General features: G+C 40.0%; 19 protein-coding genes. 5 read left to right on the forward strand and 14 right to left on the reverse strand.

Annotated features, from left to right (window positions below; translation table 11 throughout):
• Positions 1-14 precede the first annotated feature (14 nt).
• Positions 15-323: a thioredoxin family protein gene (locus ACFSR6_RS19985; protein WP_379082201.1), complete on the forward strand. Its 309-nt coding sequence runs from the start codon at positions 15-17 to the stop codon at positions 321-323.
• Positions 323-571, forward strand: coding sequence for a DUF6952 family protein (locus tag ACFSR6_RS19990; RefSeq protein ID WP_183766532.1), 249 nt, complete (start codon positions 323-325; stop codon positions 569-571). The genes ACFSR6_RS19985 and ACFSR6_RS19990 overlap by 1 nt, the downstream gene beginning before the upstream one ends.
• A 246-nt stretch (positions 572-817) precedes the next feature.
• On the opposite strand, the gene ACFSR6_RS19995 is transcribed toward ACFSR6_RS19990, so the two are convergent.
• The 5 genes from ACFSR6_RS19995 to ACFSR6_RS20015 form a co-directional block, all read right to left on the reverse strand.
• Positions 818-3,403, reverse strand: coding sequence for a phosphoenolpyruvate carboxylase (locus ACFSR6_RS19995; protein WP_379082204.1), 2,586 nt, complete (start codon positions 3,401-3,403; stop codon positions 818-820).
• A 262-nt stretch (positions 3,404-3,665) separates the two neighbouring features.
• Entirely contained in the window at positions 3,666-5,213 is a 1,548-nt protein-coding gene (locus tag ACFSR6_RS20000) for a DHA2 family efflux MFS transporter permease subunit (protein WP_379082207.1), read from the reverse strand.
• A 7-nt stretch (positions 5,214-5,220) separates the two neighbouring features.
• Positions 5,221-6,258, reverse strand: a complete 1,038-nt coding sequence (locus tag ACFSR6_RS20005) for an HlyD family secretion protein (protein WP_379082209.1) — start codon at positions 6,256-6,258, stop codon at positions 5,221-5,223.
• A gap of 8 nt (positions 6,259-6,266) precedes the next feature.
• Positions 6,267-7,586: a TolC family protein gene (locus ACFSR6_RS20010; RefSeq protein ID WP_379082211.1), complete on the reverse strand. Its 1,320-nt coding sequence runs from the start codon at positions 7,584-7,586 to the stop codon at positions 6,267-6,269.
• Positions 7,583-8,209 (reverse strand): TetR/AcrR family transcriptional regulator, encoded by a 627-nt coding sequence (locus tag ACFSR6_RS20015; RefSeq protein ID WP_379082213.1) that lies wholly within the window; start codon positions 8,207-8,209, stop codon positions 7,583-7,585. The genes ACFSR6_RS20010 and ACFSR6_RS20015 overlap by 4 nt, the downstream gene beginning before the upstream one ends.
• A gap of 115 nt (positions 8,210-8,324) precedes the next feature.
• On the opposite strand from ACFSR6_RS20015, the gene ACFSR6_RS20020 reads away from it, so the two are divergent.
• From ACFSR6_RS20020 to ACFSR6_RS20030, 3 genes are all read left to right on the forward strand, one after another.
• Positions 8,325-10,823 carry a glycoside hydrolase family 9 protein gene (locus tag ACFSR6_RS20020; RefSeq protein WP_379082216.1) on the forward strand — a complete coding sequence of 833 codons (2,499 nt, stop codon included), beginning with the start codon at positions 8,325-8,327 and terminating at the stop codon, positions 10,821-10,823.
• A gap of 72 nt (positions 10,824-10,895) precedes the next feature.
• Positions 10,896-11,081 carry a hypothetical protein gene (locus tag ACFSR6_RS20025; RefSeq protein ID WP_047799688.1) on the forward strand — a complete coding sequence of 62 codons (186 nt, stop codon included), beginning with the start codon at positions 10,896-10,898 and terminating at the stop codon, positions 11,079-11,081.
• A 110-nt stretch (positions 11,082-11,191) separates the two neighbouring features.
• Positions 11,192-11,761 (forward strand): DUF2911 domain-containing protein, encoded by a 570-nt coding sequence (locus ACFSR6_RS20030; RefSeq protein ID WP_379082219.1) that lies wholly within the window; start codon positions 11,192-11,194, stop codon positions 11,759-11,761.
• 52 nt (positions 11,762-11,813) lie between these two features.
• Here the strand turns inward: ACFSR6_RS20030 and ACFSR6_RS20035 are convergent, their stop codons facing one another.
• From ACFSR6_RS20035 to ACFSR6_RS20075, 9 genes are all read right to left on the reverse strand, one after another.
• Entirely contained in the window at positions 11,814-12,284 is a 471-nt protein-coding gene (locus ACFSR6_RS20035) for a nuclear transport factor 2 family protein (RefSeq protein ID WP_379082221.1), read from the reverse strand.
• A gap of 167 nt (positions 12,285-12,451) precedes the next feature.
• Entirely contained in the window at positions 12,452-13,960 is a 1,509-nt protein-coding gene (locus tag ACFSR6_RS20040; protein WP_379082224.1) for a RagB/SusD family nutrient uptake outer membrane protein, read from the reverse strand.
• 10 nt (positions 13,961-13,970) lie between these two features.
• Positions 13,971-17,147, reverse strand: a complete 3,177-nt coding sequence (locus ACFSR6_RS20045) for a SusC/RagA family TonB-linked outer membrane protein (RefSeq protein WP_379082226.1) — start codon at positions 17,145-17,147, stop codon at positions 13,971-13,973.
• A gap of 289 nt (positions 17,148-17,436) precedes the next feature.
• On the reverse strand, positions 17,437-18,303 hold the full coding sequence (locus tag ACFSR6_RS20050; protein ID WP_379082228.1) for a helix-turn-helix transcriptional regulator: 867 nt from the start codon (positions 18,301-18,303) through the stop codon (positions 17,437-17,439).
• Position 18,304: 1 nt separating this feature from the next.
• Positions 18,305-18,670 carry a VOC family protein gene (locus tag ACFSR6_RS20055; protein WP_379082230.1) on the reverse strand — a complete coding sequence of 122 codons (366 nt, stop codon included), beginning with the start codon at positions 18,668-18,670 and terminating at the stop codon, positions 18,305-18,307.
• A gap of 105 nt (positions 18,671-18,775) precedes the next feature.
• Positions 18,776-19,402: a response regulator transcription factor gene (locus ACFSR6_RS20060; protein ID WP_379082232.1), complete on the reverse strand. Its 627-nt coding sequence runs from the start codon at positions 19,400-19,402 to the stop codon at positions 18,776-18,778.
• Positions 19,403-19,437: 35 nt separating this feature from the next.
• A complete protein-coding gene (locus ACFSR6_RS20065) occupies positions 19,438-22,359 on the reverse strand; it encodes a ligand-binding sensor domain-containing protein (protein WP_379082234.1) in 2,922 nt (973 codons plus the stop codon).
• Positions 22,360-22,414: 55 nt separating this feature from the next.
• Positions 22,415-24,784, reverse strand: coding sequence for a phosphocholine-specific phospholipase C (locus ACFSR6_RS20070; RefSeq protein WP_379082237.1), 2,370 nt, complete (start codon positions 24,782-24,784; stop codon positions 22,415-22,417).
• Between the two features lie 234 nt (positions 24,785-25,018).
• Positions 25,019-26,524 (reverse strand): glycerophosphodiester phosphodiesterase family protein, encoded by a 1,506-nt coding sequence (locus ACFSR6_RS20075; RefSeq protein ID WP_379082239.1) that lies wholly within the window; start codon positions 26,522-26,524, stop codon positions 25,019-25,021.
• Between the last annotated feature and the right edge of the window lie 116 nt (positions 26,525-26,640).

The raw sequence follows: 26,640 nt of genomic DNA on the forward strand, positions 1-26,640 counted from the left end.
TTAAACAAAACGTTATGTTTTTAGAATTAACAGAAGATAATCTTCAGCAATACCTGGCCGATAATTCAAAGGTGATGGTTCAGTATGCGGCATCTTGGTGCGGTAACTGCAGGATCATGAAACCTAAGTTTAAAAAACTGGCTTCGGAAAATGAAGATGTAGCTTTCTTGATTGTTGATGCCGAAAAACTTCCGAACTCACGCAAATTTGCAAACGTTGATAATTTACCAACTTTTGCAGCTTTTGAAGGTGGTGCTTTGGTAGATCAGGTACAAACCAACAAAGCAGAAAGGTTGATTGAACTATTTAATAAGATAAAGTAATGAAGATTCCAGTTATAAGACAATTATTTCAAAACACCACTCCTGCACAACTGGAGAATACCCTGGAAGTATTAGAGGCTTTTTGCGAATTTAGAGGTGTTAGTGAGCATGAGATTGATGTAGCAGGCGAAATGATTACCAACATTTGTGGTGCGCTGGAAGTGCACCAGATGGTAAGCGAAGGCGCAGCCGAAAAAGACGCATTAAATGCTTTCGGCCAGAAAGTAATGGGTTCGATTGACAGATAATCGTCTTAAACTTTAATCGGGCTTTTTCGAATATAAAATCCCCTGTAGATGAAAAGATCTGCAGGGGATTTTTTTATAAATGACTTGTCATTCTGAACGCAGTGAAGAATCTTTTGTCTCGGTTATCTAATTCTTCGTTTGCAGATTCTTCGCTGCGTTCAGAATGACTGACGTAATAAAAAAGGCCTGTGCGGGCACAGACCTTTGATAGCTTGTTCTTTAAAAACCTACAGATTTAGCAGGAAGTTAAGCTAAATTCCTTCCCGCATTTACAATACCAAAAACCGTTCGTACCGCCAGCTTTTCTAAGGCATGTTGGTATTTCTGGTTTTCATCGTGCTGCAGTTTCTCCAGGGCAAAATGCTGGATCAATACCAGAGGGAGGATAATTTTTTCCCTTGTGGCGATCGATTTTTTATCTATAGGATAATTAGCCATTAAAGTTGGCTGTCCTGAGAGTTTTAAGAGCATCTCTTTGGTTAATTTAAACTCTTCATGTAATTGGGTCCAAAAAGCACCGAACTCCTTATCGTTCGCCAAATGGGCTGTAATTACAAAGTCTGATTTGCTCATACTCATCATACAGTTATCCACAATGGTTTTCAGGTAATCAGAATCTTCGTAAACCTTAACTACTTTATCCCAGTTCCCGGCTTTTTCCTGGCTTCTTAATGCTGTTCCCATTCCATAAAAACCAGGCACATTCTGTTTCAGCATGCTCCAGGCAGTTACAAAACTGATGGCCCTTAAATCTTCGAGTTTCATCTCGCCGCCACCGTTTCGTTTTACAGGCCTGCTGCTGATATTTGCCTGCGACAGTAGTTTTAAAGGCGATAATTTCTCTAAATAACTTACAAACAACGGGTGCTCGCGCAGGTCGACAAAAGCTTTATAACTTTCTTCGGCCATTTCATCAAGCAATGCTTTATTTTCAGGGTCAAGCAGAATATTGTGTTTTTCTTTCAATCCGGAGGTTAAGCCGGCATTGATTAGTTGTTCGATATTAAATTCGGCACTTTCTACCGAACCATATTGCGAACTGATGGTTTGCCCCTGAACGGTTAACTGCATGTTTTTATTGGCAATTTCTTTACCCATCGAAGCATAAAAACGGTGGGTTTTACCTCCGCCACGCGCAGGCGGTCCGCCACGGCCATCAAAAAATGCCAACTGGATATTGTGTTTAGCCGAAACCGCAGAAAGAGATGTTTTACCGTTAAAAATAGACCAATTGGCCATTAAATAACCACCATCTTTAGTACTGTCGGAATAACCGAGCATAATATCCTGTTTATTGCCACGGCTGGCCAAATGTGCCTTATAGAAAGGATTGCTGTAAAGCGTATCCATAATTTCGGCGGCCCCCTTCAAATCGTTAACGGTTTCGAAAAGCGGCACAAAATCAATGGTAAGCGAATCCTTGCTCCAGCCATTCCAAAGGAAAAGTTCGATTAACTGTAAAATATCACTGGCCTGCTGGCAGTTACTGATAATAAAACGGTGACAAGCTTTTTCACCATTGCGTTTTTGGATACCTTTAATTTCCTTAATTACCTCTATGGTATCTTTTGTTAAGGCATCGGCCTCGGTCGAGTATGCAATTGTGGCTTCTTTAAATGAAATAAGCTTCAGTTTTTCAGCTTCTGAAAGTTTATCATAGTCTGCAGGATACAGAGAGGAGATTGGTTTATTTTCGCGGCAATACGCATGTACTTTCCTCAACACGCGGCTATCCTGGCGGATATCAAGCGAAGCAAAGTAATTTCCATATAAATCAATTTTTCGGATCAGGTTGTTTACCAGGTCGACGAACAGGCCTTCATGCTCGGCCAGTAACGTTTCTTTGATCTTGTTCAGGTTTTCCTTTAATTCGTCTGAAATATCGTGAGGTTCGCAGCTTTGATCAAAGGCATTCTGATAAAGTACATCGTGCAGTTTTGCAATATTTTCTTCAACGCCTCTAAAAGTGATGCGGCGTTTAATCACCCTGAAATCGCGGTAATAACAACGGAACAGGATCTGGCGCAACATTTTAGAAACCGCTAAAGTGGTATCGGCGTGGATATTGGGATTTCCGTCCCTGTCGCCGCCCGGCCAAAAGCCAAGTTCGAGAATTTTTTTGCTTTCCAGGTTATATTCGTCAAGATTCTGATCAATCTCTTCCTGTATGTTCGCAGCAGCAAAATAAAAAGTATTTTCGAGGAACCAGGCCAGGTTTAATGCTTCATCAACAGGAGTAGGCGATTTTTTATTAAAAAACGGGGTTTTACCGAGTTGCTGTAAAAGCGAGTTCATCGAAATGATATCGTTATCCCTGATGGCTTTGGTTAAATCGGTAATAATAGCCAGCACACTGCCCGGATAAAATTGGGTAGGATGTGCCGTTAATACCAAACGGAGCGAAAGCTCATCAATCAGTTTCTCGATTTTCGCCAGCACTGGTTTATTATCAGCATTTTTCTTTAAGGTAAAGGCCAGTGTACTCTGCTCATCGGTGGTATTTAACTTGGTAAAAGAAGCATCTTCTACGGCATCGAAAAGTACTACCTGACGTTCGATATATTGAATGAACCTGAAAAGTAAATCAATGATATCCTTTTGGTCGGTATAACTGGTGTATTTGCCAAAAAAACCTTCAATAATCTGTGCAGGTTTTTCTCCATTTGCAATGCCCTCTTCGCAGCTCTTAAAAAACAAAGGAAGCAGGGTTCCGGTATCTTTAATTTTGTAAAAAGGCAGGGTGAGAAATAAACTGTTAAAGAGTTCGAATTTTGAGATTACCTCATTGTTAAAAATAGATTCTCGTTGTGTAGTTAAACGAAGTTTAGGCATGGCTTATGCAATAGTTTTGTATCCCGTAATACTACAAAAAATGCGTAAGGTATTAAAATTCTAAGGCTTACAATTTGGAAAATTGTAGAATAAATTTTAATTTTAAAATCTTATTTGGCCACCATGTGGTTAAGTAAGAACATTTGCAATGTTTAAGGGCATTGCATTGATTGTTAATTTTTTGGGTTAAAACAGCCGATGTGATAAAATACACCGGCTGTTTTTGTTTTTTGCCATTATTTAGGCGATTTCGTTGCCAATTTTAGTGTACATCGGCAGGAATGTTTGCATTTTTCTTAAACTTTTGAAGGTAAAGTAATGGGATTGAAAACAGCATGATCAAGCCTGCAACCCAGTATGCATCGTCATAAGTAAGTAACATGGTTTGCCTGGTAACAATTCCTTCCATTGCTTTTGTGGCCATAATTTTAGCCTCAAATAAACTCTGGCCTTTGGCCATAAATCCCTTAATTAAAGTATTAAAACGTTCCAAAAATGCAGGGTTATATTCATTCACATTGGTTAACAGATTACTTCTGTGAAGACCTGAGCGAATATGGATCAAAGTGGTTAAAGCGGCGATACCGAAAGAACCACCTAACTGGCGCATCATGTTATTCAACCCCGAACCCTGGCCAATTTCGGCTCCTTTCAAATCCTGGATCGCTAAGGTTGTTAATGGTACGAACAAAAGGGCCATACCAATACCACGGATAACCAATGGCAGGAAGAAATCGCCCGTGCCCGATTGTAAGGTGGAGTTACTCAGCATCCAGCAGAAAATAAAGAATGCTATCATACCAAAAGTAGCCATAAACTGTGCAGGGATACCTTTTTTAAGCATAATACCAATAAAAGGCATCATGATAATGGTACACAAGCCACCCGGGAAGAGCAACTCTCCTGTTTGCAAGGCTGAAAAACCGAGCAGATTCTGACAGAATACCGGGAATACGAATACCGAACCGTATAAACCAAATCCCAGCACAAAGGAAGTAAACATCCCCACCGCAAAACTCCGGTGACGCATAATTTTAAAGTTTACGATCGGATGGTCGGTACTCATTTCTCTCCAGATGAAAAGCAATAATCCAAATACCGATGCAACTGCTAAAGCGGTAATGTATGGGGTAGCAAACCAATCTTCGCTCTCTCCTTTTTCCAAAACGGTTTGTAAACTACCTACTGCAACAGCCAGTAATGCGATACCCCACCAATCGACAGGTTGACCCTGCCCTTCTTTCGGGGTAGCCCGCACAAAGGTGTATGTACAGTAGGCCGCGACTATTCCGACGGGAATATTCACATAAAAAATCCATGGCCACGAACTCACATCCAGGATGTACCCGCCTATTGTTGGGCCTACAGTAGGTCCAACTACCGCACCCAAACCAAATAAGGCTGTTGCAATACCAACATCCTCACGTGGCCAGGTTTCGATCAGGATGGCCTGAGCAGTTGAGATTAGACCACCGCCAGCTAAACCCTGGATTATCCTGAAAAGAACCAGTTCTCCCAGTGAGGTTGCATTTCCGCACAAAAAAGAAACCAGTGTAAAAACAATAATGGAGGTAAGAAAATAATTTTTCCTTCCGAACCGGTTACCCAACCAGCCCGACATTGGCAACACGATAACGTTAGCTACCGCATAACCGGTGGAAAGCCAGGCCACATCCTCCAGGGTGGCACCCAGGTTTCCCTGTATCTGTGGTATTGCCACGTTTACAATCGTTGTATCAATCAGCTCCAACAAAGAAGCTGTGATTACGGTAAACGTAATAATCCACTTTTTTAAACCTACTTCGGCCATTTTAATCTTATTTAGTGCTTACTGAAGCTTTAACGCTCATACCCGGGCGTAATTTAGCCAACAGCTCTTTTGATGGATGAATTTTGATTTTTACCGGAACACGTTGAACAACCTTAACAAAGTTACCCGTTGCATTATCTGGCGGTAATAAAGATCCTTTTGCACCGGTAATTGGAGCAAAATTGTATACTTCTCCTTCAATTTTTTCATCAGGATAGGCATCAACTTCTACCTCTACTTTAGAACCCTCTTTGATTTTTTCAAGCTGGGTTTCTTTAAAGTTTGCAGTTACATAAATGCTTCCGTCATTTACGATCGAAAATAAAGACTGACCTGCCTGTACCAATTGGCCTTTCTGCACATTCTTTTTAGAAACAATACCGGTAGCAGGCGCTTTGATATCGGTATACGATAACTGAAGTTTAGCAAAATCGATATCACTTTGGCGCTGGCTGATTACATTGTTGCTAACAGCCAATTGCGATTGGGTGGTACCCACCTGCTTAACCGCAGCATTGTATTGATCAACTGCTGCCTGGTAAGCTGCCTGGGCTGATTCTTTAGCCGCTTTGGCCTGATCGAAAGCCTGTTGGGTAATCGATCCGTCTTTAACCAGGTTTGCATATCGGTCGTAGTCTTTTTGGGTTAAGTTTAATTTAACTTTAGCTGCTTCAACATTGGCTTTAGCTGTGCTGGTATTGGCCTGAGTAGCTATAATTTGTGATTGAGCCACCCCTACACCAGCTGTTGCGCCTTTTTGGCCAGATTGTGCCTGCTCTAATTTCACTTTATAATCGTTATCATCAAGTTTAACTAAAACCTGACCTTCGGTTACATGTGTATTTTCCTCAAAATTAATGTCTTTAACATAACCACCTACCCGTGCAACAACAGGACTGATATCGCCATCAATTTGAGCGTCATCCGTGTCTACGTGTTTGCTATAATAATTCCATTCTGTAATCCCGAAGATTATACCTATTACTAGTAAGACACCTAAAATGATGGGTACTACTACGTTCTTTTTTTTCTTTTCAGTTGTCATTGCTGTATTTATTGCGTTATTTTTCCTGTTGATTTTAATAATGTATAGTAAGCCAAACCTGCATCTGCCTTCGCTATCTCTAAGTTTATTTTTGCCTGGTATAATAAAGTTTCTGCATCGATGCGGTCGGTAACCGAAGCCACATTGTTTTTGTATTTGGATGCCAGCAACTTATCGTTTTCTGTAGCCTGTGCAATTGAAGTTTCCAAAAGCTGGATCTTATTCATGGCCACCTGGTAATTTTGAAAGTTTTTGTTGATTTCGGTTTTTACCTGGTCAGATAAAATATCTTTCTGGATGGTAATTTCGCTCTGCTCAATTTTTGCCTGGCTTACTTTATTTTTATTTGTCCAAAGGTTTCCGAAATTCCATGAAACCGTAGCGCCTAATGTAACCGGCATTAAATACTGGTTTGCTGGTGGAATAAAATTGCCGCTCGGGTTAATGTAGTAAAGGTTTGCACCGACTCCTACAGTAGGTAAAGTGTTTGCCTTAACGGTTTTGACATTAAAATCAGCCACTTTGTTCTGTATATCAAGCTGTTTTAACTCCTGGCGGTTAGCAAAAGCCTGACCAATGTACTCGTTTAACGAGCCTGGTGTTTTTAAGCCAAGGGTTGGATCAACAATTTTAACTTCGGTATCTTCCGGTAAACCTAAAAGGATATCCAGGTTATAGTTGATCACCTTACGGTTGCTTTCGATATCCATCTGTGTTAACTCAACATTTGCCTGTTGCAACTGGAAACGCAGTACATCGTTTTTAGTTACAATGCCTTGTTCGAAGAAACGTTGTGCCTGTTTAATCTGGGCGGCAATCGATTCTAAATTCTGATCAACCACTTTTCTGCTCTGTATTACCTTATATAAAGAGTAATAGGTATTGATTACAGCATAGGTAATTTCTTCTTTGCTTTTATCGGCATCTAACCGTGCCACCTCGGCCAATAACTTAGTCGATTCTTTTGCGTATTTTAATTTGCCTCCGCCATATACCAATTCCTGTACGGCTGCTGTACCTACAAAAGCATCTGCCCTTTTTGGTAAGTGGAAAGCTGATCCTCCTCCTGGCAGTGAAAATGTGGTGGTCGGAATTTCAGCATGGTTGTACATAAAACTTGCATTTCCGGTTGGTAAGGCATTGTCTTTCACCACCTCAAGCTTTGCAACAGCCTGATCAATTTTGTTCTGAGAAAGTTTTAAGTTTTTACTATTGGCTATGCCAAGTTCTATTGCCTGGTTAATATTTAATTCCTTGCTGCCCTGTGCAAACAAAGCTGCGGGAATTAATGATGCCGCAAGCATTAATCTAATCGATTTGGGTATCATCTTTTTGTTGTTAAATAAACTGTTGTTAGATCCTGTAAGTGAGCGATCGTCCGCTCTTTAATCATTTTTTTGTCTTTCGGGTTGGTAAGGTCGAAATTAGAACAAGACACTACCTTATAGGGTGCAATAACAATATTGGTTATGGTCCCCATAATTGATGCGATTACCATCCGCACATCTACCTGATTAAAGCTTCCATCTTCTATACCACCTGTAATAATCCGTTCGATTAGCTGCATGTTCTGGCTCATGGCTCCCTTAATCTTATCGTACATTTCGGGCCTTTGGGTTAAAGACAACTCGCGGTGCATCATTTTATGAAATGCAGTGTTGCTCAATATTCTATTTACATAACCCTCTATAACCCTGTGCAATTTTTCTAATGCCGAAATCTTATCTTCATTGATGATTTTTAACTGAGAAGCAAAGCCAGCAATACGCTCGTTCATAATCTCCACAAAAACCCCTTCTTTAGACCCGAAATAATAATTTATCATGGCCATATTCGCCCCTGATTCTCTCGCAATCTGCCGGGTAGAAGTCCCCTCGTAGCCGGTTTCGCAAAACAGCTTTTCGGCTGCCTCCAAAATGGCCTGTCTTTTATCTACTTTTTCTGTTTTCATTTCTTTTTGACGACACAAAATTAATCAAACGATTGATTAATTTCCAAATGTTTTGATGCTTCTTTTACATTATCTTGATAAAACCCTAATTTTAATCACCCAATCATCCATCGAAATGAAAAATAAATCCCTTTTGGTCGTTGCTCTCCTAAGTATTTCGTGGTTCCTCATCTCATTTATCAGCGAAAAAAGAAAACAGGAACAGCGCTGGATCAGGATCAACCTGCTGGGCTACCCTACCGAAGCAGTTAAAGTAGCAGTATGGGCCAGTAAAACCGATGAAATACCTGCCAGTTTTGAGATCGTAGAAAAAGAAACGGGTAACATTGTTTATACCTCAACCCGTATTAGGCCTTTTGGCAGTTACGGCCCGTTTAAGCAAACCGCCCGTTTAAACTTCAGCGATTTTAAAAAACAGGGGAATTTTTATATCCGTGCAAATGGCACAATCTCTCCTCTGCTGCTTATTAATGATGAAGTGTATAAAGGAGCGGCCGATTTTTGCCTGCAATATATGCGGCAGCAAAGGAGCGGTTTTAATCCATACTTAAAAGATAGTTGCCACACTCATGATGGTTTTGTCTTATATGGTGCAAAAGCAGGTATTAAAGACAGCACACATTTTGACGCAATGGGCGGTTGGCACGATGCGAGTGATTACCTGCAATATTCGACCACTACTGCCAATGCCACCTATCATCTATTAATGGCCTACCGTGATTTTCCGCAAGTTTTTGGCGACAAACAACAGGCAAATGGCCTGGATGGAAAAAATGGCAGGGCTGATATTCTGGATGAAGCAAAATGGGGTTTAGACTGGCTGCTGAAAATGCATCCGAAGAAAAACGTCATGTTTAACCAATTAGCCGATGACCGAGACCACATCAGCATGCGGATACCAAAGGAAGACAGTCAGTACGGCAAAGGATTTGAGCGCCCGCTCTATTTTATTACCGGAGAACCGCAGCAACGCGGCAAATTTATGAACAATACCACCGGAACCAGCTCTACCGCAGCTAAATTTACAAGTGCATTTAACCTGGGGGCTGTTTTGTTTAAAGCAGACCGTAATTATGCTCAACTACTTGCTAAAAAAGCTAAAACCGCATATCACTTTGCTTTACAAAAACCGGGCGTTACCCAAACCGCTTCAGTAAAATCGCCATACATTTATGCAGAAGACAATTGGGTGGATGATATGGAACTGGCCGAAGCGTCATTCAATTTTTCTGGTGAAAAGGTTCGACAAAAGAAAGTGACTGAGGCTTTACGGTATGCCGGGCAGGAAAGCATTACCCCATGGATGCAAAAAGATACGGCAGCACATTATCAATATTATCCCTTTATCAATTTAGGGCATTACGAAGTTGCCAAACAAGAAAAAGGAAAAACAACGGTGAATTATTATAAACAAGGGATTGAAAAGGTTTGGGACAGGGCAAAGAACAACGCTTTTTACCGCGGTGTTCCATTTATCTGGTGCAGCAATAATTTAACGGTAGCTTTTGCCATACAATGCGATTGGTATGCTACTTTAAGTGGCGATAAAACCTATACAGAACTGGGGCAGGCTAATTTCGACTGGCTTTTTGGTTGTAATCCATGGGGTACGAGCATGGTTTACGGATTACCAGAATGGGGCGACACGCCAATAGATCCCCATTCGGCTTTTACCCATCTGAAAGGCTACCCGATTAATGGAGGGTTGGTTGATGGTCCTGTGTACACCAGTATTTATAAATCTTTAATCGGCATTAAGCTAAATGAAGCGGACGAATATGCTGATTTTCAAAGCGACCTGGCTGTTTATCATGATGATTACGGCGACTATAGCACCAATGAGCCAACCATGGATGGGACAGCATCGCTCATTTATTTACTGGCAGCTAAAGAGGCCGGCGCCAAAACCTTAACCGATCATAGAACCTTTTATTTGGGTGCTAATATCCGCAGAGATTCTACCCAAAAGAAAATTTACCTGGTTTTTACTGGTGATGAATTTGGAGATGGGGGCGAAAAAATAAGTGCGGTACTGGATCGCGAAAAGGTGAAAGCTTCCTTTTTTCTTACCGGGAATTTTTACAGGAACCCCAATTTTAAAGGATTGATCAGAAAGCTTAAAAGCAAGGGAAATTATTTAGGCCCTCACTCTGATCAGCATCTATTATATTGCGACTGGACCAAACGGGATAGCCTTTTGCTTACTAAAGCGCAGTTCGAAAAAGACCTTAACGATAACTACAATGCAATGGCAGCTTTTGGAATTAAGAAAGGAGAGGCAAAATATTTTCTTCCTCCTTACGAGTGGTACAATGAAACTATTGCCGATTGGAGCAGGGAGCACGGTTTGGAACTGATCAACTTTACGCCCGGTACAAGATCAAACGCTGATTATACCTACCCTGAAATGGGCAGAAGTTACAGGTCCAGCGATGAAATTTATAAATCGATTACTTCCTTTAATGAAAAGAGGCCAAATGGTTTAAATGGTTTTATCCTGCTGTTGCACATCGGAACAGACGCAAGAAGATCCGATAAGTTTTATAATCGCTTGGCAGAATTGATTACCTATTTAAAAAATGCGGGTTATAAATTGGAGAGGATTGATAATTAATTAGATTATTGGAGCAATTGGCAAATTAAATTTTAAAATAAATATTAACTTTGCCTCCAAATAACAAAAAACATGAGTGTACAAGAGAACAGCAGCAATAATTTCAACTGGTTATATTATGCTTTAGGCTTATTCTTCGGAGTTTTAACCGGGGCCATCATTACGCAAAACTATATTTTCGCTTTATTAGGCGGTGTTTTTGGTTTGCTAAGTGCTGGTTTATTTTTAAACGCTATTGTAAAAGGAAGAAAATACTAGTTTCTTTTAGCTTTACCTATTAATTCCATAGCAGATAAGATATTATGGTTATTGCCAGGGATGGCTTAGAATCGTAGTTAAGCATTGCCACAGAAAACAAAAACCTATAAATGAAAAATATCTTCATTGTTGTTTTCGCTCTTTTATGCTTTGGTGCGAAGGCACAACAGCCGGATGCTGCCGAAGTAAAATTTCCTGCTGCCGACCCAAGCCCGGCCGATATTGTATATTTTCCGCTTAATGCTCCCAAAGCTAAAGCAGGAGATCCTACAAAACCGATTATAAAAATCATTTACTCCCGTCCGCAGAAAAAAGGACGCGATATTTTCGGTGTACTGGAACAATATGGAACGGTTTGGCGTTTTGGTGCTAATGAAAGTACGGAGGTGCATTTCTTTAAAAAAGTAAACATTGGCGGCAAAAAAATTAAAGCCGGTACCTATAGCCTGTTTGCCATTCCGAATAAGGACACCTGGACGATTATTGTAAACAGCGAAACTGATAAATGGGGCGCCTTTACTTATAACCAGGCCAAAGATATTGTAAGGGTAAATGTTCCGGTAAAAACGCTGGTTAAACCAATCGAATATTTTTCGTTAACCTTTACGCCACTTAGTGATGGTGCAAACCTGGTAATCGGTTGGGATAAAACACAGGTAGAATTACCAATCAGTTTTTAAAACTAAAACGATATAAAAATATAAAGTCCCGGTTTTAGCCGGGACTTTTGTTTTAACGGATATTGGAAACCAGTTTTTTAGCTTCACTTTCACTTGAAAGAAATACTTTGTAAACATTGGTGATTTTCCAATCGCCATCATTATTTTTTTCGATAACCACAAAATTCTGCTGTGCGCCATCAAATAATTCGTAGTTAATATCTACCCGTGCAATTACCAGTGCATCGGTTTCGGATATAATGGTAGAGCTGATGTTACAATCGCGTTGTATTACTCCCTCATTCTTTTTCAGCTGGTTCAGGATTTCACTTGCTTTATGTTTAACTACTCTTACATCCCTGTTTGAGGTAAAAACGGCATCTTCGCTTAAAACGGCTTTTAATTTCTTGTAATCAGAATTCATATAGCTGTCCATATAATAGTTGATCACTGATTTATGGCTCGCTGTTGGTTTTTCTGCTGCCGCAACATAATTGGTGATTGTAATACCTAGTAATAAAATCACTAAAGCTTTTAGTTTCATAATTGTCGGTGTTTTTTTTATTAAAGTTCGGCTGGATCAGAGAAAAATAATATGCCGATAACACCTTAATGATGAGGTAACTAAAATGTGATAAAATTAAAAAATGATGTAATTGCCTTAGCTTTTAACGAACAGCTAAAACAATCACATCATCTTTGTTTAAACGATTATGGATTTTGCTGACCGGCTATGCCTGAATTGGCTTCCATCTCGGCCCTCGGGATTAAGAACTGCCATTTAACATCTCCGGCAGGAATAGTTAATGTACCCGCAACTGAAGCAGAAACATAGTTGGGAACAACTGTTCTATCAAGTGGCAGGTTTAACCGCTTTAAATCGAGCCACCTATGACCTTCACCCCAAAGCTCAATCCTCCTGTTAAAAAGGATTTCATCAATTAAAGCCTGTCCACTATTTATCGAAATTACTGCCGCAGGATCCCTTTGCTTAACCAGGTTGAACAATACCGTACGCGCTGCAGCTTCACTACCAGGGGTTTTGGCATAAGCTTCGGCCAAAATAAGGTACATTTCGGCAGTACGCATTAATGGTACGTCGCCCAAAGATGGTCCGCCTACTTCTTTAACCGAGAATTTACGGCTCATATATGGCTGACGGGAAAAGTTTGTTGCGGGTAGCGGGAAATTTGCAGCTGTTGGTGCCGGTTCCCACATTTTTTTCCTTACATCTGTAGCAGCGATCTGGCCATATAATGCCGAGTTGATCCGTTTTGGATTGGCCCGCATAAAACTGGTATTCGCGTTATAGGCAATCTGTGCAAAATACGAACCAAAGGTATCTCCCTGATCAAGGGTTGGCATAGAAGCCCAGATAAACTCACTTAAACCGGCATTATTAAATCCGGCTTGGTAATCTGTAACAGACATTAGCGGATATTGGTTGGCATCCACAATATCTTTAGCATATTTAATTGCATTAGGATAATCTTGCATTACCAAAGCGACCCTTGCCCTGATTCCTTTTGCTACCGCAATCCCAGCATGGCTTTTATTAGAAGCGGTTGCATTAAGCGTGATGGCTGTTTCCAGGTCCTTAACAATAGCAGCATACACATTCTCTACGCTTTCTCTGGGTTTATTGGTATCTGTAGAAGCTAATAAAAGCGGTACACCCAATTGGTTGTTGGGTTTGGCAGCCGCATCATAACGTTTGCCGAAAAGTTGCACCAAACCGAAATAAGCATAGGCTCTTAATGTGAGTGCCTCGGCTTTAACTACATTCTTATCCGCAGCGGCGCCGGATGCCTGGTCAATGTTATCGATAATATAATTTACGTTGCCAATAATGCGGTAATACGTACGGTACATATATTCGAGCATGGTGCTGTTATCGGTACGGTGACTGATCCACGATCCACCATCAGAGGTATACCAATTTGATGACGATATACCCAGGTCTTCACCCATAAAATCCATGTAAAGCATAATACCTCCCACTCCGGGTTTATTCTGTGCCGATGTAGAAACTACGGTTGTGGTACGTTCGTACATGTATCGGTAAACCCCGTTTAAGGCATTTTTGGCGTTTGCAGCGGAAGTAAACAGCGCAGAATTATCAACCTGATCTGTCGGTTTTGTATCAAGATAATCTTTTTTACAGGCGCTAATGCTCAGCATACAGAAACCTGCAAAAAGTAAATATTTTTTATAGTTCATGATAGTAATTTTAAAGTGAAACATTAACGCCGAAACTGATCATCCTGGAAGGCACATAATTGGTTGTGTTTAAGCCCGTAAAAGATTCTGTTGGATCCATCCCTTTGCGCTTAGATATTAAACCTAAGTTTTCGCCTGCAGCAAACACCCTTACATTACTTAATGTTGCCGCCTTTAGCCAGCGTTGTGGCAAAGTATACGACAGGTTTACATTACGGAAAGCAATGTACGAGGCATCAATCAGCCAACGGCTCGATGTTCCGTTAAACTGGCTCGAACGTCCAATATCCAAACGCGGAATGTCGGTAACCTGGCCAGGGGTCATCCACGAATTTAATGCATCAGCATGCAATGCAGATCCATAAGTAGTAGCCATTAGCCCCTGGTAGTTCTGGTCGTAAAATTTACCTCCTATCTGATAACTGATCAGGAATGATAAACCAAAGTTTTTATATCTAAATGTATTGGTCACAGATCCATAAAGATCAGGGATCGCTGAACCAGAATAATCAGACCGGGCATTATTGATATTGGTGGTAAGCACACGGCCATTTACAGTACGTAAATCAGTTGTTACGCCGGCGTTAGGTTCAAAAAGAGCCGAACCATCGGTCGGATCAACACCAGCCCACTGACGAAGATAATAAGCATAAATATCGCGACCAACCTCAAGCCTTTTGGTGCCACTGGTTACAGTAGGTGTTTCGGCAGGCATTTTGGTGATTTTATTTTTTAACCACGACCAGTTGCTCAATAAATTCCAGTTAAAATTATCTGATCTTACGATATCGCCGCTTAACTGCAAATCGATACCGGTATTATACATCGAACCGATGTTACGGCGGATAGATGTAATAGGATCAGACAGTGGCTGTGGCACAGCAAATAATAAGTTTGATGAACCTCTTTTAAAATATTCTACCTCTCCTTTTAAGCGGTTATTAAATAAACTAAAAGCTACGCCAGTATTAAATGTGTTTACAGATTCCCATTTCAGGTTCGGCGTTGCTGCAGTAGCCAAAAGTAAACCCGGTTCGGTACCATTATTCCAGCCCAATTCATAAAAGGCCTGATAATTATAGTAAAGGCTATTGTGTTCTACCAGGGTTGCATCAATTAAATTATCGTTTCCAACCTCACCATAAGAAGCTTTCAGCCTTAAGTCGTTAATCCAAGAGGTACTTTTCAGGAAATCCTCCTTGTTAATTGCCCATGAGGCACCTGCAGAAAAAAAAGTTCCCCATCTTGACTGTTTTGATAAGCGCGAAGTACCATCGCGGCGGATAGAAGCATCAACAAAATATTTTTCAAGGTAATTGTACCCCGCTTTACCAAAATACGATTCTATACGGTAAGTGTCTTTATACCCACCCGCATCACTTGGTGTAACAAAGTTCGGAAACTCGGTATTGCCATCTAAAATCTGGCTTTGTTTGGTTGCGCTTAACCTGCGCCAGTCGTAATCATAGTTTTCATGTCCGGCCAAAGCACTTACATTATGGTTACCGAACGATTTATTGTATGATAGTACCTGGTTAAAGGTATAACTCTGTGTTGGTGTACTCCGTTTGGTTGATGAGCCTCCAACCGTACTGCCGTCGCCTACAGTCGGGTTTCGGTATTCGCTACTGTATGAATTGATAAAATCAATGCTGATGCTCGGCCTGAAAGTAAAATCCTTTAAAAATTTAATTTCTGCAAAGGCCCTGCCGTTTAAGGCAAGTCTGCGGCTGGTTACATCATTCAACAGGGTTTCATAAATAACATTTCTGCCCGCCATCGCACCCTGCGGGCGGTTAACAGCACCTGGATGCCCACCGTAATCATACCATTGCTCGCCGGTAGTGGTATAAACAGGATTGCCATTGATATCGTAAGCATGCACCGGATAAATTGGGCCAATGCCCCTTGCAAAATTGAAAACATTTACAAAAGCAGAGGCACTTCCCGTTGAAGCATCCTGTGCCAGGTTTCCGTTTGATAAGCTTCCTGAAAGGTTTGCGCCTGTTTTTAGCCATGATCTTATCTGGCTGTTTACATTAATACGCGCATTAAACCGCTCAAAATCGGTTTTAATTAAATAACCGTTATCCTTTAAGTAGCCCATCGAGAAATAATAATCGGTTTTACCATTGCTGGCGCTCGAGTTCACATTAAATTCAGTCCGTTTTCCTACGCGCGAAGCCTGTTTAAACCAGTCGAAATCATCATAACGCAATTGTGCATTGGGGTTCAATTTACCATCTACTCCTACAATCTGGTTATTTGCCACGTTAAATGGATTATATACCAACTGACCTTGAATAGTATTAGAGGCTTGTGTTGCTGCCGCCTGCTCGCTTATGCCAGTTCCGGTAGCGGGATAAACGAGACTGTTTTTTAAAGCCTGCCACATTAAAGGATAGTAATCTAATGCGCCTACTCTATTATATTCAGGGATGCCCCTTTTAGAAAAACCCTGACTAAAGCTAGCATTGAAGGTTGGCTCGCCCGATTTACCTTTTTTGGTGGTAATGATAACCACACCATTAGCAGCACGCGATCCATAAAGAGCGGAAGATGAAGCATCTTTCAACAACGAGATGCTTTCTATATCACTTGGATTGATATCGCCCAGTTCACCATCATATACGGAGCCATCCAATACAAACAGCGGACTGTTTGATGCAGATATAGAACCAAAGCCACGGATACGGATCGCCGAACTACTGCCTGGCTGGCCATTTCCTGAAGTTGTTACGATACCAGGGGCAACACCAGATAAAACATTGGTAACGTTTGTGATGATACGGTTATCCAATTGCTTGGCACTCAATGTTGCTACTGAACCGGTAATGGCTTCTTTCTTGCTGGTTCCATAGGCCACAACGATTACATCCTGCAGGTTTTTAGACGAAGCTACCAAACGCACGTTTAATGTTTCGCCAGTTATTCTTACCTCCTGCTCCGTGTAACCCACATAGCTTAACACCAAAGTTTGCGCATTGGCAGGAACAGAAATAGAAAAGGTTCCCTGTCCTGTGGTTTGTGTTAACTGGGTAGCTCCCTTTACTTTTATTGATACACCAGGCAAGGGTAATCCATCATCTGCGTCAACTACTTTCCCGGTTATTGTTCTATTCTGCGCAAGCACATTGAAATAAGACAAAACCGTTACCATTAAAATCAATAGTAATTTTTGTTTCATGTTTTGTAAATAAATAGTTAGTAATTATTTTGTTCTTTAGTTTTTTTGCTGGGATGCATGAAACCAAATCAATAAGCAATTTACAGGGTAAGTAAACCTCAAAATGTGCGAAAATCACCGTTTTGGCAGGATGGGGTAATAAATGCAAAAAGCAAACCCCAATCCTGGCAGTTTGCTTTTTTAATCATTATTAACCTAAACAGGAAAAAACTTCTACAAATTGTCCTGTAAGAGCTTCAAAAATAGTTTTATCCCCATATAGAAAATATGCAGAAATCACTATTTATATTTAATTCAACCTACTCTTTCTGTATTTTAAAGGCGTAATATTGAACGTGTTTTTAAATAACCTGATGAATGAACTTGGGCATTCAAAACCCACCAGCGCCACAATTTCATTTAACGAATAACCCGTAGTTTGTAATAATCCTTTGGCCCGGTTTAATCTCAGCTGCATCAGAAACTGATAAGGGCTGATCTCATATGCCTCTTTAAAAGTGCGGAGCAGATGGTTAACCGATAAACAGGCCTGCCCGGCAATATCTTCCAGGGTGATATTCTGGTTGTAGTTACTGCTAATATACTCTCTGGCCAGGGTTAACCTTTTTAAAACCTCTTCGCGGGTTTTGGTTTTGATAAAGCTCAGTTTATCCAGTTTCTGTACCACCTCTCTATCGTAAATTTTATAATAATTTAAAAGGCAGTGGTACATATATTCATTGATGAGCATTTCATCTTTTAATCCTTTATCGAGCTGTTTTTTTAAGTGTTGCACGTTAAACCGCATGTCACCCGCAAAAGGATATAGCGATTCAGTAAATACCGGTGCTGATTTAACTTCCTTTCCATCCAATAAACTTTCGCTGCTGCTGCAGAGGCTATGGTGAAAATCCTTTATAAAATTTTCTCCAAAGGAAACCGAAAATGTATTTACAGGACTTATGGAGTCTATTTTACTGCTGAAATTGGTTCCGGCATTTACCACGGCAAACGTATCAGGGTAAATGCAGAACCTGCGCTTGTTTAATTCGCAGTCTTCGGCACCATTAAAAACGAACTTGATGGTATAAGCATCGTTCTGCTGTTCGTAAAGTGCTTCGCAGGTTTGTTCACTTATAATTTTGTTCCTGTTGCTCAATTCTTTTACGTACCTCATGTTAATCTTCATTATAGTTACGCTGTTCCAGAATGGTAAAATTGTTACCATAGGGATCAGAAAATTCGACACTTAAGCCCTCACTTAAATAAGACGGTGTTTTTTTAAAAATTACACCCCTCGATTTTAGCCTGCAATAATCCTCTAAACAATCATCGCTGTTCAGTACAATTTTATTGGTTTGGTCCTGGTGCTTACATTCCGACAGAAAAATATTGGTTTCCTCATCTGCCTTAACCAATATTCCTTTTTCCCCGCCGTTAAGCATAGTCGCTTCGGTAGCCATGCCTAAACAATTAGCATAAAAGGCCCACGCATCATTTAGTTGCTTCACTTGCACATAAAAGAATTTTCCGCAGGGGCTCATTATTCCATTTAATTGTATAGTGTAAAATTAAAGTAGAATTGAAGAGGAAGGATCACCCAAAAAGGGTGATTTTAGCATTATTTTTTACCGGGGCATTCTTATAGCTTAAATAAAACGCTTTTCCTTTGCTGTTTTGATGGCATCGGCTTTAGAGTTTACATCGAGTTTGATGTAGATATTTTTTACATGGCTCCTAACCGTTTCCTGATCAATAAAGAGATCGTTGGCAATTTGTGGCTTGGTTTGTCCATTGGCTATTCTATCCAATATCTCTGTTTCTCTTTTGGTTAGCGGAGAGTTAAGGTTTTTTTGAAACGAGTGCATCACAATCCGGGCTACATTGGTGCTCATGGCACCACCACCGGTACTTACTTCTCTAACCGCATCGATAATTTTTGCTGCGCTCGAATTTTTGGTGAGGTACCCCCCTGCCCCCATGGTTAAGGCTTCGAAAACCAGTTCAGGCGAATCGAATACGGTTAAAATGATGATGTGCGCATTGGGAAGGGTCTTTTTTATAAAAGGCAACGCCTGTAAGCCGTTTGTACCAGGCATCTGAATATCGAGCAGGATTACATTTGGCTGATCGGCTTCCAGATGTTTCTTGGCCAGATCGTACGAAGAATAGGCATTAACAACTAAAAAATCTTCAACATCGCTTAATAACGATTCATAACCCATCCGTAAAATATCGTCATCTTCTATTAGAACAATTCGTAAATCCTGGCTCATTTTTGTATCTGGTTTTAATATAGTAGTGTTTAATGCTATTTTGTAACGATAATTCTGGTAGAAATTGTTGTAGTAGTGCCTTTTCCCTTAACGGAAGAGATCTGAAAAGTAGATTTTATCCGTTTACAACGGGTTTGGATATTATTTAAACCCCGTCCCCTTTCTACCGATTCGAGATCGAAACCCTGGCCATCATCGGTAGTTAAAATATTGATGGTATCATGATCCGTCTCAATCACCATAATCAATACCTGTGTTGCATTTGCATGTTTTAATACATTATTGAGCATCTCTTTAAAAATCAGGGTAAGGTTCCGGTTAAATTCCATCGATAAATGCAACTTTTCGTATTTCGCCAGTACGCCCTCCATTTTAAAATCCACACCGGTATTCTGAAATAAATCTATTCCGAAATTTTTAATATGAACCAAAATTTCGAAAAGGTTATCACTATGCGGATCAAGCGCCCAAAGGATATCTTTTGTTCCGGTATACAGCAGGCCTGCATTTTCCCTGATCAAACGAATCAGTTCTTTCAGCTCCTTCTCCGAACCATCCACTTTTTTATCTAAAATCTCTGATAAAACATTAATCCGGGTTAATTTATTGCCAATATCATCATGAAAATCTTCGGCGGTCTGTTTTCTGATTTTTTCCTGTTCTTTCAGCTTCAATTTTTCAAATTGGTGTTTTTTTTGTTCCCTCGTTTTAAAAATCAGGTAAAAGATAAGCCAGATCAAAAATATCAATACCAAAAATGCACCAACCTTAAATAAAACGGTATCGTAAATTGGTGGTACAATAGTAAAACTGAATTGCTCTATATTTGATTGCTGGCCGTTTGCTATGGCATAAACCTGAAAAGTGTAACTACCAGGTTTAATGGCTGAATACTCAATCTCCGTATTGGGCACCGGTTTGCTAAAATCGTTGTCTATACCAACCAGTTTATAACGATAAAGCACACTTAACGGATTAGTGAGATAAACCCCCTTAAAGCTAATGGCGATATGGTTCTGGCTATAGTCTAATTTATAAAAGCCCTCTTTTTCGCGGTTTTGATCAATACAAAGGTCTTTTGAGCGGTCATTTTTGTGAAATACATTAATACATTCGATATGAATGAAAGGATTTTTTTTGTTTTCGGCCGGTAAAGAGGTCTGGCACCTGATTAGTCCGTTGATGGTACCCACCAAAATATTGTTTTTGTAATTTATGATGGCATTCTGGTTACACTCCACCACCAGGGGCTGATCTCTGAAAACCTCATAACGCTCTTCGGCTTTGTTATAAGTCAACCTGTTTATCCCTCGGCCTGTACCAGCCCATAAATTGTTTTTATCGTCTAATGCCAGGCTATAAATATCATTTGAGTTTAAACCATTGGCAACCACGTAACGCTTGCTCGTTCTTGTTTTTAAGTCCCAGGTAATAATGCCATCGCCAAGCGTAGCAAAAACCAGGTTATTACCATGTTTAATAATGGTAAGCACATAAGTGTTCTGAAGTGATTTGATCTGAAAGTTTCGATCCAGTTTTTTGTTCCGGATGAGCATAACACCATCCGATGTACCCAGCAGCACACTATCCTTACTCAAAGGAAATGGAAAAATACAGGATGAATATCCTTCAAAACCAGTTACCTTTTCCGTTTTCCCATCTTTTAAATAGATCGAAGATTTTAATCCATTGATCCAGATCCCGCCCTCACTGTCTTCGGCGATTGAACTGTTATCATAGCGTTCAGGTTTTAATACCTGCAAAAATTTATTTCCATCGTATTTCCAAACACCATTCCCATAGGTCGAAATCCAGATATTTTTTGCTTTATCCGCATATACAAAATAGATTTTTTTATTCTTAAATGCCGGATGGTTAATGCTGGTTACATTATTTCCATCATATTTAAAAACCCCCTTGCTATATGTACCGAACCATAGGTTATTATTTTTATCGGCAGCGATGCCACTGATGGGATAAGCAATATTCTGACCTTTAAATTTATTGTACCGGATAAAGGAATCGCCCTCATATTTATAAATTCCATCACTAAAAGAGGATACCCAGATGTTGTTTTCGGCATCGCAAAAAATTTCATTCACCTGGTTATCACTCAATCCATTCTCGGCATTGAAATAAACAAACGAGCCATTTTCGTGAACCAGGTAAGCCCCTTTTTCTGATCCGATCCAGATATTACCTTTGCTGTCCTGCGCGATGGCATAATAGGTATCGATGGCTTTATTCTTAAAAAACGGCTTTATTTTTCCATCCTCAACTACATAAATACCGTTATGGTAAGTAAGCACATAAAACTTATTCTTTATTTTTTTATCGAAAAGAACTTTCCTGACGGATAAGGCGTTTAGCGCAGGCGATGACTCCCCATAAATTACCCAATTATGGTTTTTGAGCAGGTAAATTCCTTTTTCTGCAACAATTGCATAAAGATTTCCATACTGATCTGCACTAATGGCGTTGATGTATTTACCGGCAATGGAATGAAAAACAGGTTTTCCTTTTTCGATTCTGAAGAGTTTTTTTTCACTTATTCCCCAAATATTTCCCCATTTATCTTTAAATAAGTGGCTTACGCTCTTACCCGAAAATATAGTGCTTATTTTTCTCTTTTTAAGGATATTGATACCCGATTCTGTTCCGAAATAAACCTGGTTCTGATCATCCTCAACAATACTGTTTACAGAGTTCGATCCCAATCCATCGGCTTTACCATAAGAAATAAATTCCTTTCCATCGAAATTACTTACGCCACCAAATGTTCCCAGCCAAAGTGTTCTGTCCCTGGCCTGATAAATGTCCGTGACCTGCGATTGCGGCAACCCATCTTTTAAACTGTAATTCGTAAAGTTATAGCTTTGGGCCGATAGCCGGAGGCTACAGGCCAAAATGAAAGAAAATATGAGATTTACCTTTACTATAGACAGTTTACTGCACATATAATACAAAATAAACATAATTTCTTTCAAATGCCATCCCCCAAAAAGGGGGATTTTATGCGTTCCCCATATAAGGGTCTGTCTGCGTAATTTCTCCGGTTTCTATTTTACCAGCATAACGTTGTTTAAACTGGCTATTTCCCGTTTGTACAATGCTGAAATCGTACCAATTAGCACTTTTAGCCAGATTAAGCACGATATTACTCTCCGTTTTTGGTTTTATAATTACTGTTTTAATCCCGGTTTTATACTTATTATCGATAATCTGTAGGGTAATTGAGGCTGTTCCTTTATTTTTTATCGAAAAAACCAGGTTTCCACTAAGTTTTTTACTAACCAGACCGCTAGCTTCAGGAAAAGCTTTTACTACAATGGCAGGATTTTTTTTGCTACCCGCAAAATACCGGTAAAACCCATTGGGACCATTGATGGCCAGATCGTAAACTTCGTCGTCAAAATCATCAATCTTGATGTTATCTTTAAAAATATCACCTGCTTTTACCGCATAGGCCCACAATTTCCCTTGCACACCTTTAAATTTAGCGAGGGTATTCATGTTAAATGGTGCACCTATACTTTCTGTTTCGCTGCCAAATAAGGTTTTTGCCGATTGAAATGTAAGTTCGATTTCGTTGTTCACCAGGTTTGCATCAACCATTAAATGGTAAGCTAGTGCACAGGCATGTTTGGTCCCGTTTTCCTGCTTTGGTGCATGCACAGACGTTTCACGTGAAAAGGCTTCAAATTTATTGATTTTAGCCACCTCCGTTTTATTTAAAGCAGTTGGGCCTATCTGCGCAGGTTTATTTTTGGCATTACCGATATTGGTAATCACAACATCACGCTTTAAAGGTTCCGGCGATTTAATTACTTCTCCGTTATAAGGTCTGAATACCGAAGTTAAATCGCCACAGATATTTCTCCTCCAATCGCTGATGTTATTGCTTTTAATGGCTTTTCCTGTTTTTTTTGTCAGCCATTTTTCCATAAACATCAATGAAGAAGTATGGTCAAAAACCTGGGAGTTTACAAAACCTCCCTTGCTCCATGGCGAAGCAATAATCAAAGGTACGCGGTAACCCAATCCAATCGGACTGCCCTTCCTGGCCTCAAAATCGGTAGCAAAGTTGATTCCATCAGAGACCTTTCCACTGGTCGGATCATCAGGATTAGGGACTACAAATGGTGGCTGATGATCGAAATAACCGTCGTTTTCATCGTAGGTTAAAACAAAAATGGTTTTTTTCCAAACTTCAGGGTTTTTGGTTAAAATATCCAGGGCTTCGCTTACATACCATGTTCCGTACAAAGGCGAACTGGTATGATCAGAAAAACGTTGTGGCGCAACCAGCCACGAAACGGTAGGCAATTTTCCGCTATCAACATCTTTTCTAAACTGGTAAAAAATATCTCCTTTGGGAACATTGATGGTTTCAGATTGCCCCTGGTCGTTTTTAAAGGTAAAAGGCTCAAGTTCCAGGTAATCTTTTTGCGAAATATTGGTGGTAAAGGCTTTATCGATCAGATTTTTTTCTCTTTGCGATAATTTATCATATTTTTCCTGAACCTCTTTGGCTGTTAAAGGGGGTTTAACCGTATTATCACCATTTTTTCTAAAATATGCCGATAATTTAACATTGTGCCTACTGATATATTCAACAGGGTTATCACCATAATTTCCCAACCAGTCGTCAATTTCGCCCTCCGGAAGCCGTGATGTCCAAAGTTCGTTCTGGTAAATACGCCAATCAATGCCATTATCCTCCAATGTTTCCTGGAAAGTAGGCCAATCAACAAATACATTGTTCTGCGATTCGGCCTGATCATTATTTACAACGGCTACCCTGTTGGCACTTTTCTCCCCCCGTATGGTCCCGGTAAAAAAAAACAAACGGTTTGGTGTTGTTCCGGTTAACGACGAACAAAAATGCTGATCGCAGATCGTAAAAGCATCGGCCATGGCATAATAGAAAGGAATATCGTTACGATCATAATATGCTAAAGTCATTGGGGTTTTAACCGGAAGCCATTTATCATAACGACCACCGTTACGTGCCGCCACCTGATCATTCCAGGAATGTGGCAAGCCACCCTGCCAGGTAATTTTTGTTTTATTAATGTCTACATGAAATGGCGCATAAGTATAACCCTGACCATCTTTCTGCAGCCAAACTTTGTTACCATCGGGTTGGATATGCGGATGTGGGTCGTTAAATCCGCGTACCCCTTTCATTTTACCGAACATGTGATCGAAAGACCGGTTTTCCTGCATTAGAAAAACAATGTGTTCTGCATCATAAAATGTACTGCCGGGCTCAGGGTTAATTGACATGGCTTTTAGCACCGAACTGGGCAAAGTATTGGCCATACCCGTGGCCCCAACAAGCAAAGCTGCTTTTTTTAGAAATTCTCTACGTGAATCCATAATTATACAATATAGCTTAGATAGCGCAAGTTATTGTTTTCGGCTGGCAGTTTGCAATTTTCAGTTAACCAATTTTAGTCCTTAGTCTGCAGTCCACAGTCGAGTAAGCCATTCATCCCAACAATATAACAATCAAGCAATGGAACAATTCTTAGTTGACAGTTTGCTATTACCAATGAACAAATGGCTAATGAACTATTGAACTAAAAACCGTCTTCCCTCATCCATCTTACATTACTTCTGGAACACCCTTACATAGTCAACTTTCATGGTTGCCGGGAAAATCGTATCATCAATGCCTTTTTTTCCACCCCATCCGCCGCCAACGGCTACATTTAAAATCAAGTGGAAATTCTGATCGAAAGGCCAATCGCCAGGTCCTTTTTTTGTATTGTTAAAAGTCAAGTATTTTTGATTATCTACGAAGAAGTCGATACGGTCTGCGAACCATTCTATCGCATAAACGTGGTATTCCGTATAAGGATTATTAATTTTTAAGGCCTTACCTACCTGGGTTTTAATTACATGGTTAAATTTTTCGGTATGTACTGTTCCATGTACACTATCCGGATCAAAGCCTACATGTTCCATAATATCAATCTCACCACTTTTTGGCCAATTGCCGTATTTCCAATCAGTAGGCAAAGCCCAAATTGCAGGCCATAAGCCCCTGCCTTTAGGCAATATGGCGCGTACTTCAACCCTGCCATATTTAAAATCGAATTTGTTTTTGGTCACCAACCTGGCCGAGGTATAATGATTGGTATCTTTATCTGCTTTAATTGCTGTAATATTCAGGTTTCCTTTTTTTACCAGTGCATTTGCACTATCGGCATCTGTGTAGTACTGAAGTTCGTTATTTCCCCAGCCTTTACCACCAACATCGTAGCTCCAGTTTTTGGTTAAAGGTAAACCAGCATCATCAAATTCATCAGCCCATTTTAATTTCCATCCCTGTGCAACCGGAGTTTTTTTAATTTCTTCGAAAAGCAGTTCTGGTTCATTGGTGGTAATATAATCAACCTGGTGCGCCAAAAGCCATTGCATTTCGGGCACTGTATTTACTGTCCATGCATTTACAGTTAAGCCTAGTTTTTGTGCATTTTCTATCCAATTGTCCTTTTGGTACACACTGAAATGATAATCGACACCGGTTAACTTATCCGATTTCATTTGCTCGGCGCTAATTTCGCCTTTTAAATAGGCGACTTTCGCATTTGGTAACAGCGTTAAAATCCGCTTACAGTAATCGTAATCAAAACTGATATACTCCGTCCACTCAACGGCCTTGAGTTTCTGAACCATTTCAACACATTTATTGGTTACCTCAATACCACGTTCTTTACTGATTAATGAGGGTTTTATTTCTAAAATCAGTTTAGTGCTTTTCTGTTTTTTACCTTCTAACAGGTAAGCTTCCAATGTTGGTATTTTTTCACCATTGCTCATGGTTTTAGTCAAGAGATCTGCGTAATTTACCTTCTCTATTGTTAAACCCTGAAATTCGGGATCGTGGTTGATCACTAAAACGTTATCTGCCGTCATCCACACATCGAATTCAGATCCGTAACAACCCAACCTCACTGCTTCCTTTAGCGAAGCGATAGAATTTTGAGGGAAATTATTTTTCTTCCAGGCGCCACGGTGTGCAATTACCTGGTTTTTATTCCAGTTAAACTTTTGGGCAAAAGCAGAGGTAAACATGAAAACCATACAGGCCGAAATTAATGCGCGTTTCATATCTTTATTTTTGGTAAAAATTCAAAAGTAGATTTTTTAGCCGAAAACAAATTAAAGTTAATGTAACCATTATATAAACAAAAGCAAAAAGCTTATCCATCCGGATAAGCCTTTCG

This window comes from Pedobacter vanadiisoli (assembly GCF_042684385.1).
Classification (GTDB): Bacteria; Bacteroidota; Bacteroidia; order Sphingobacteriales; family Sphingobacteriaceae; genus Pedobacter; species Pedobacter vanadiisoli.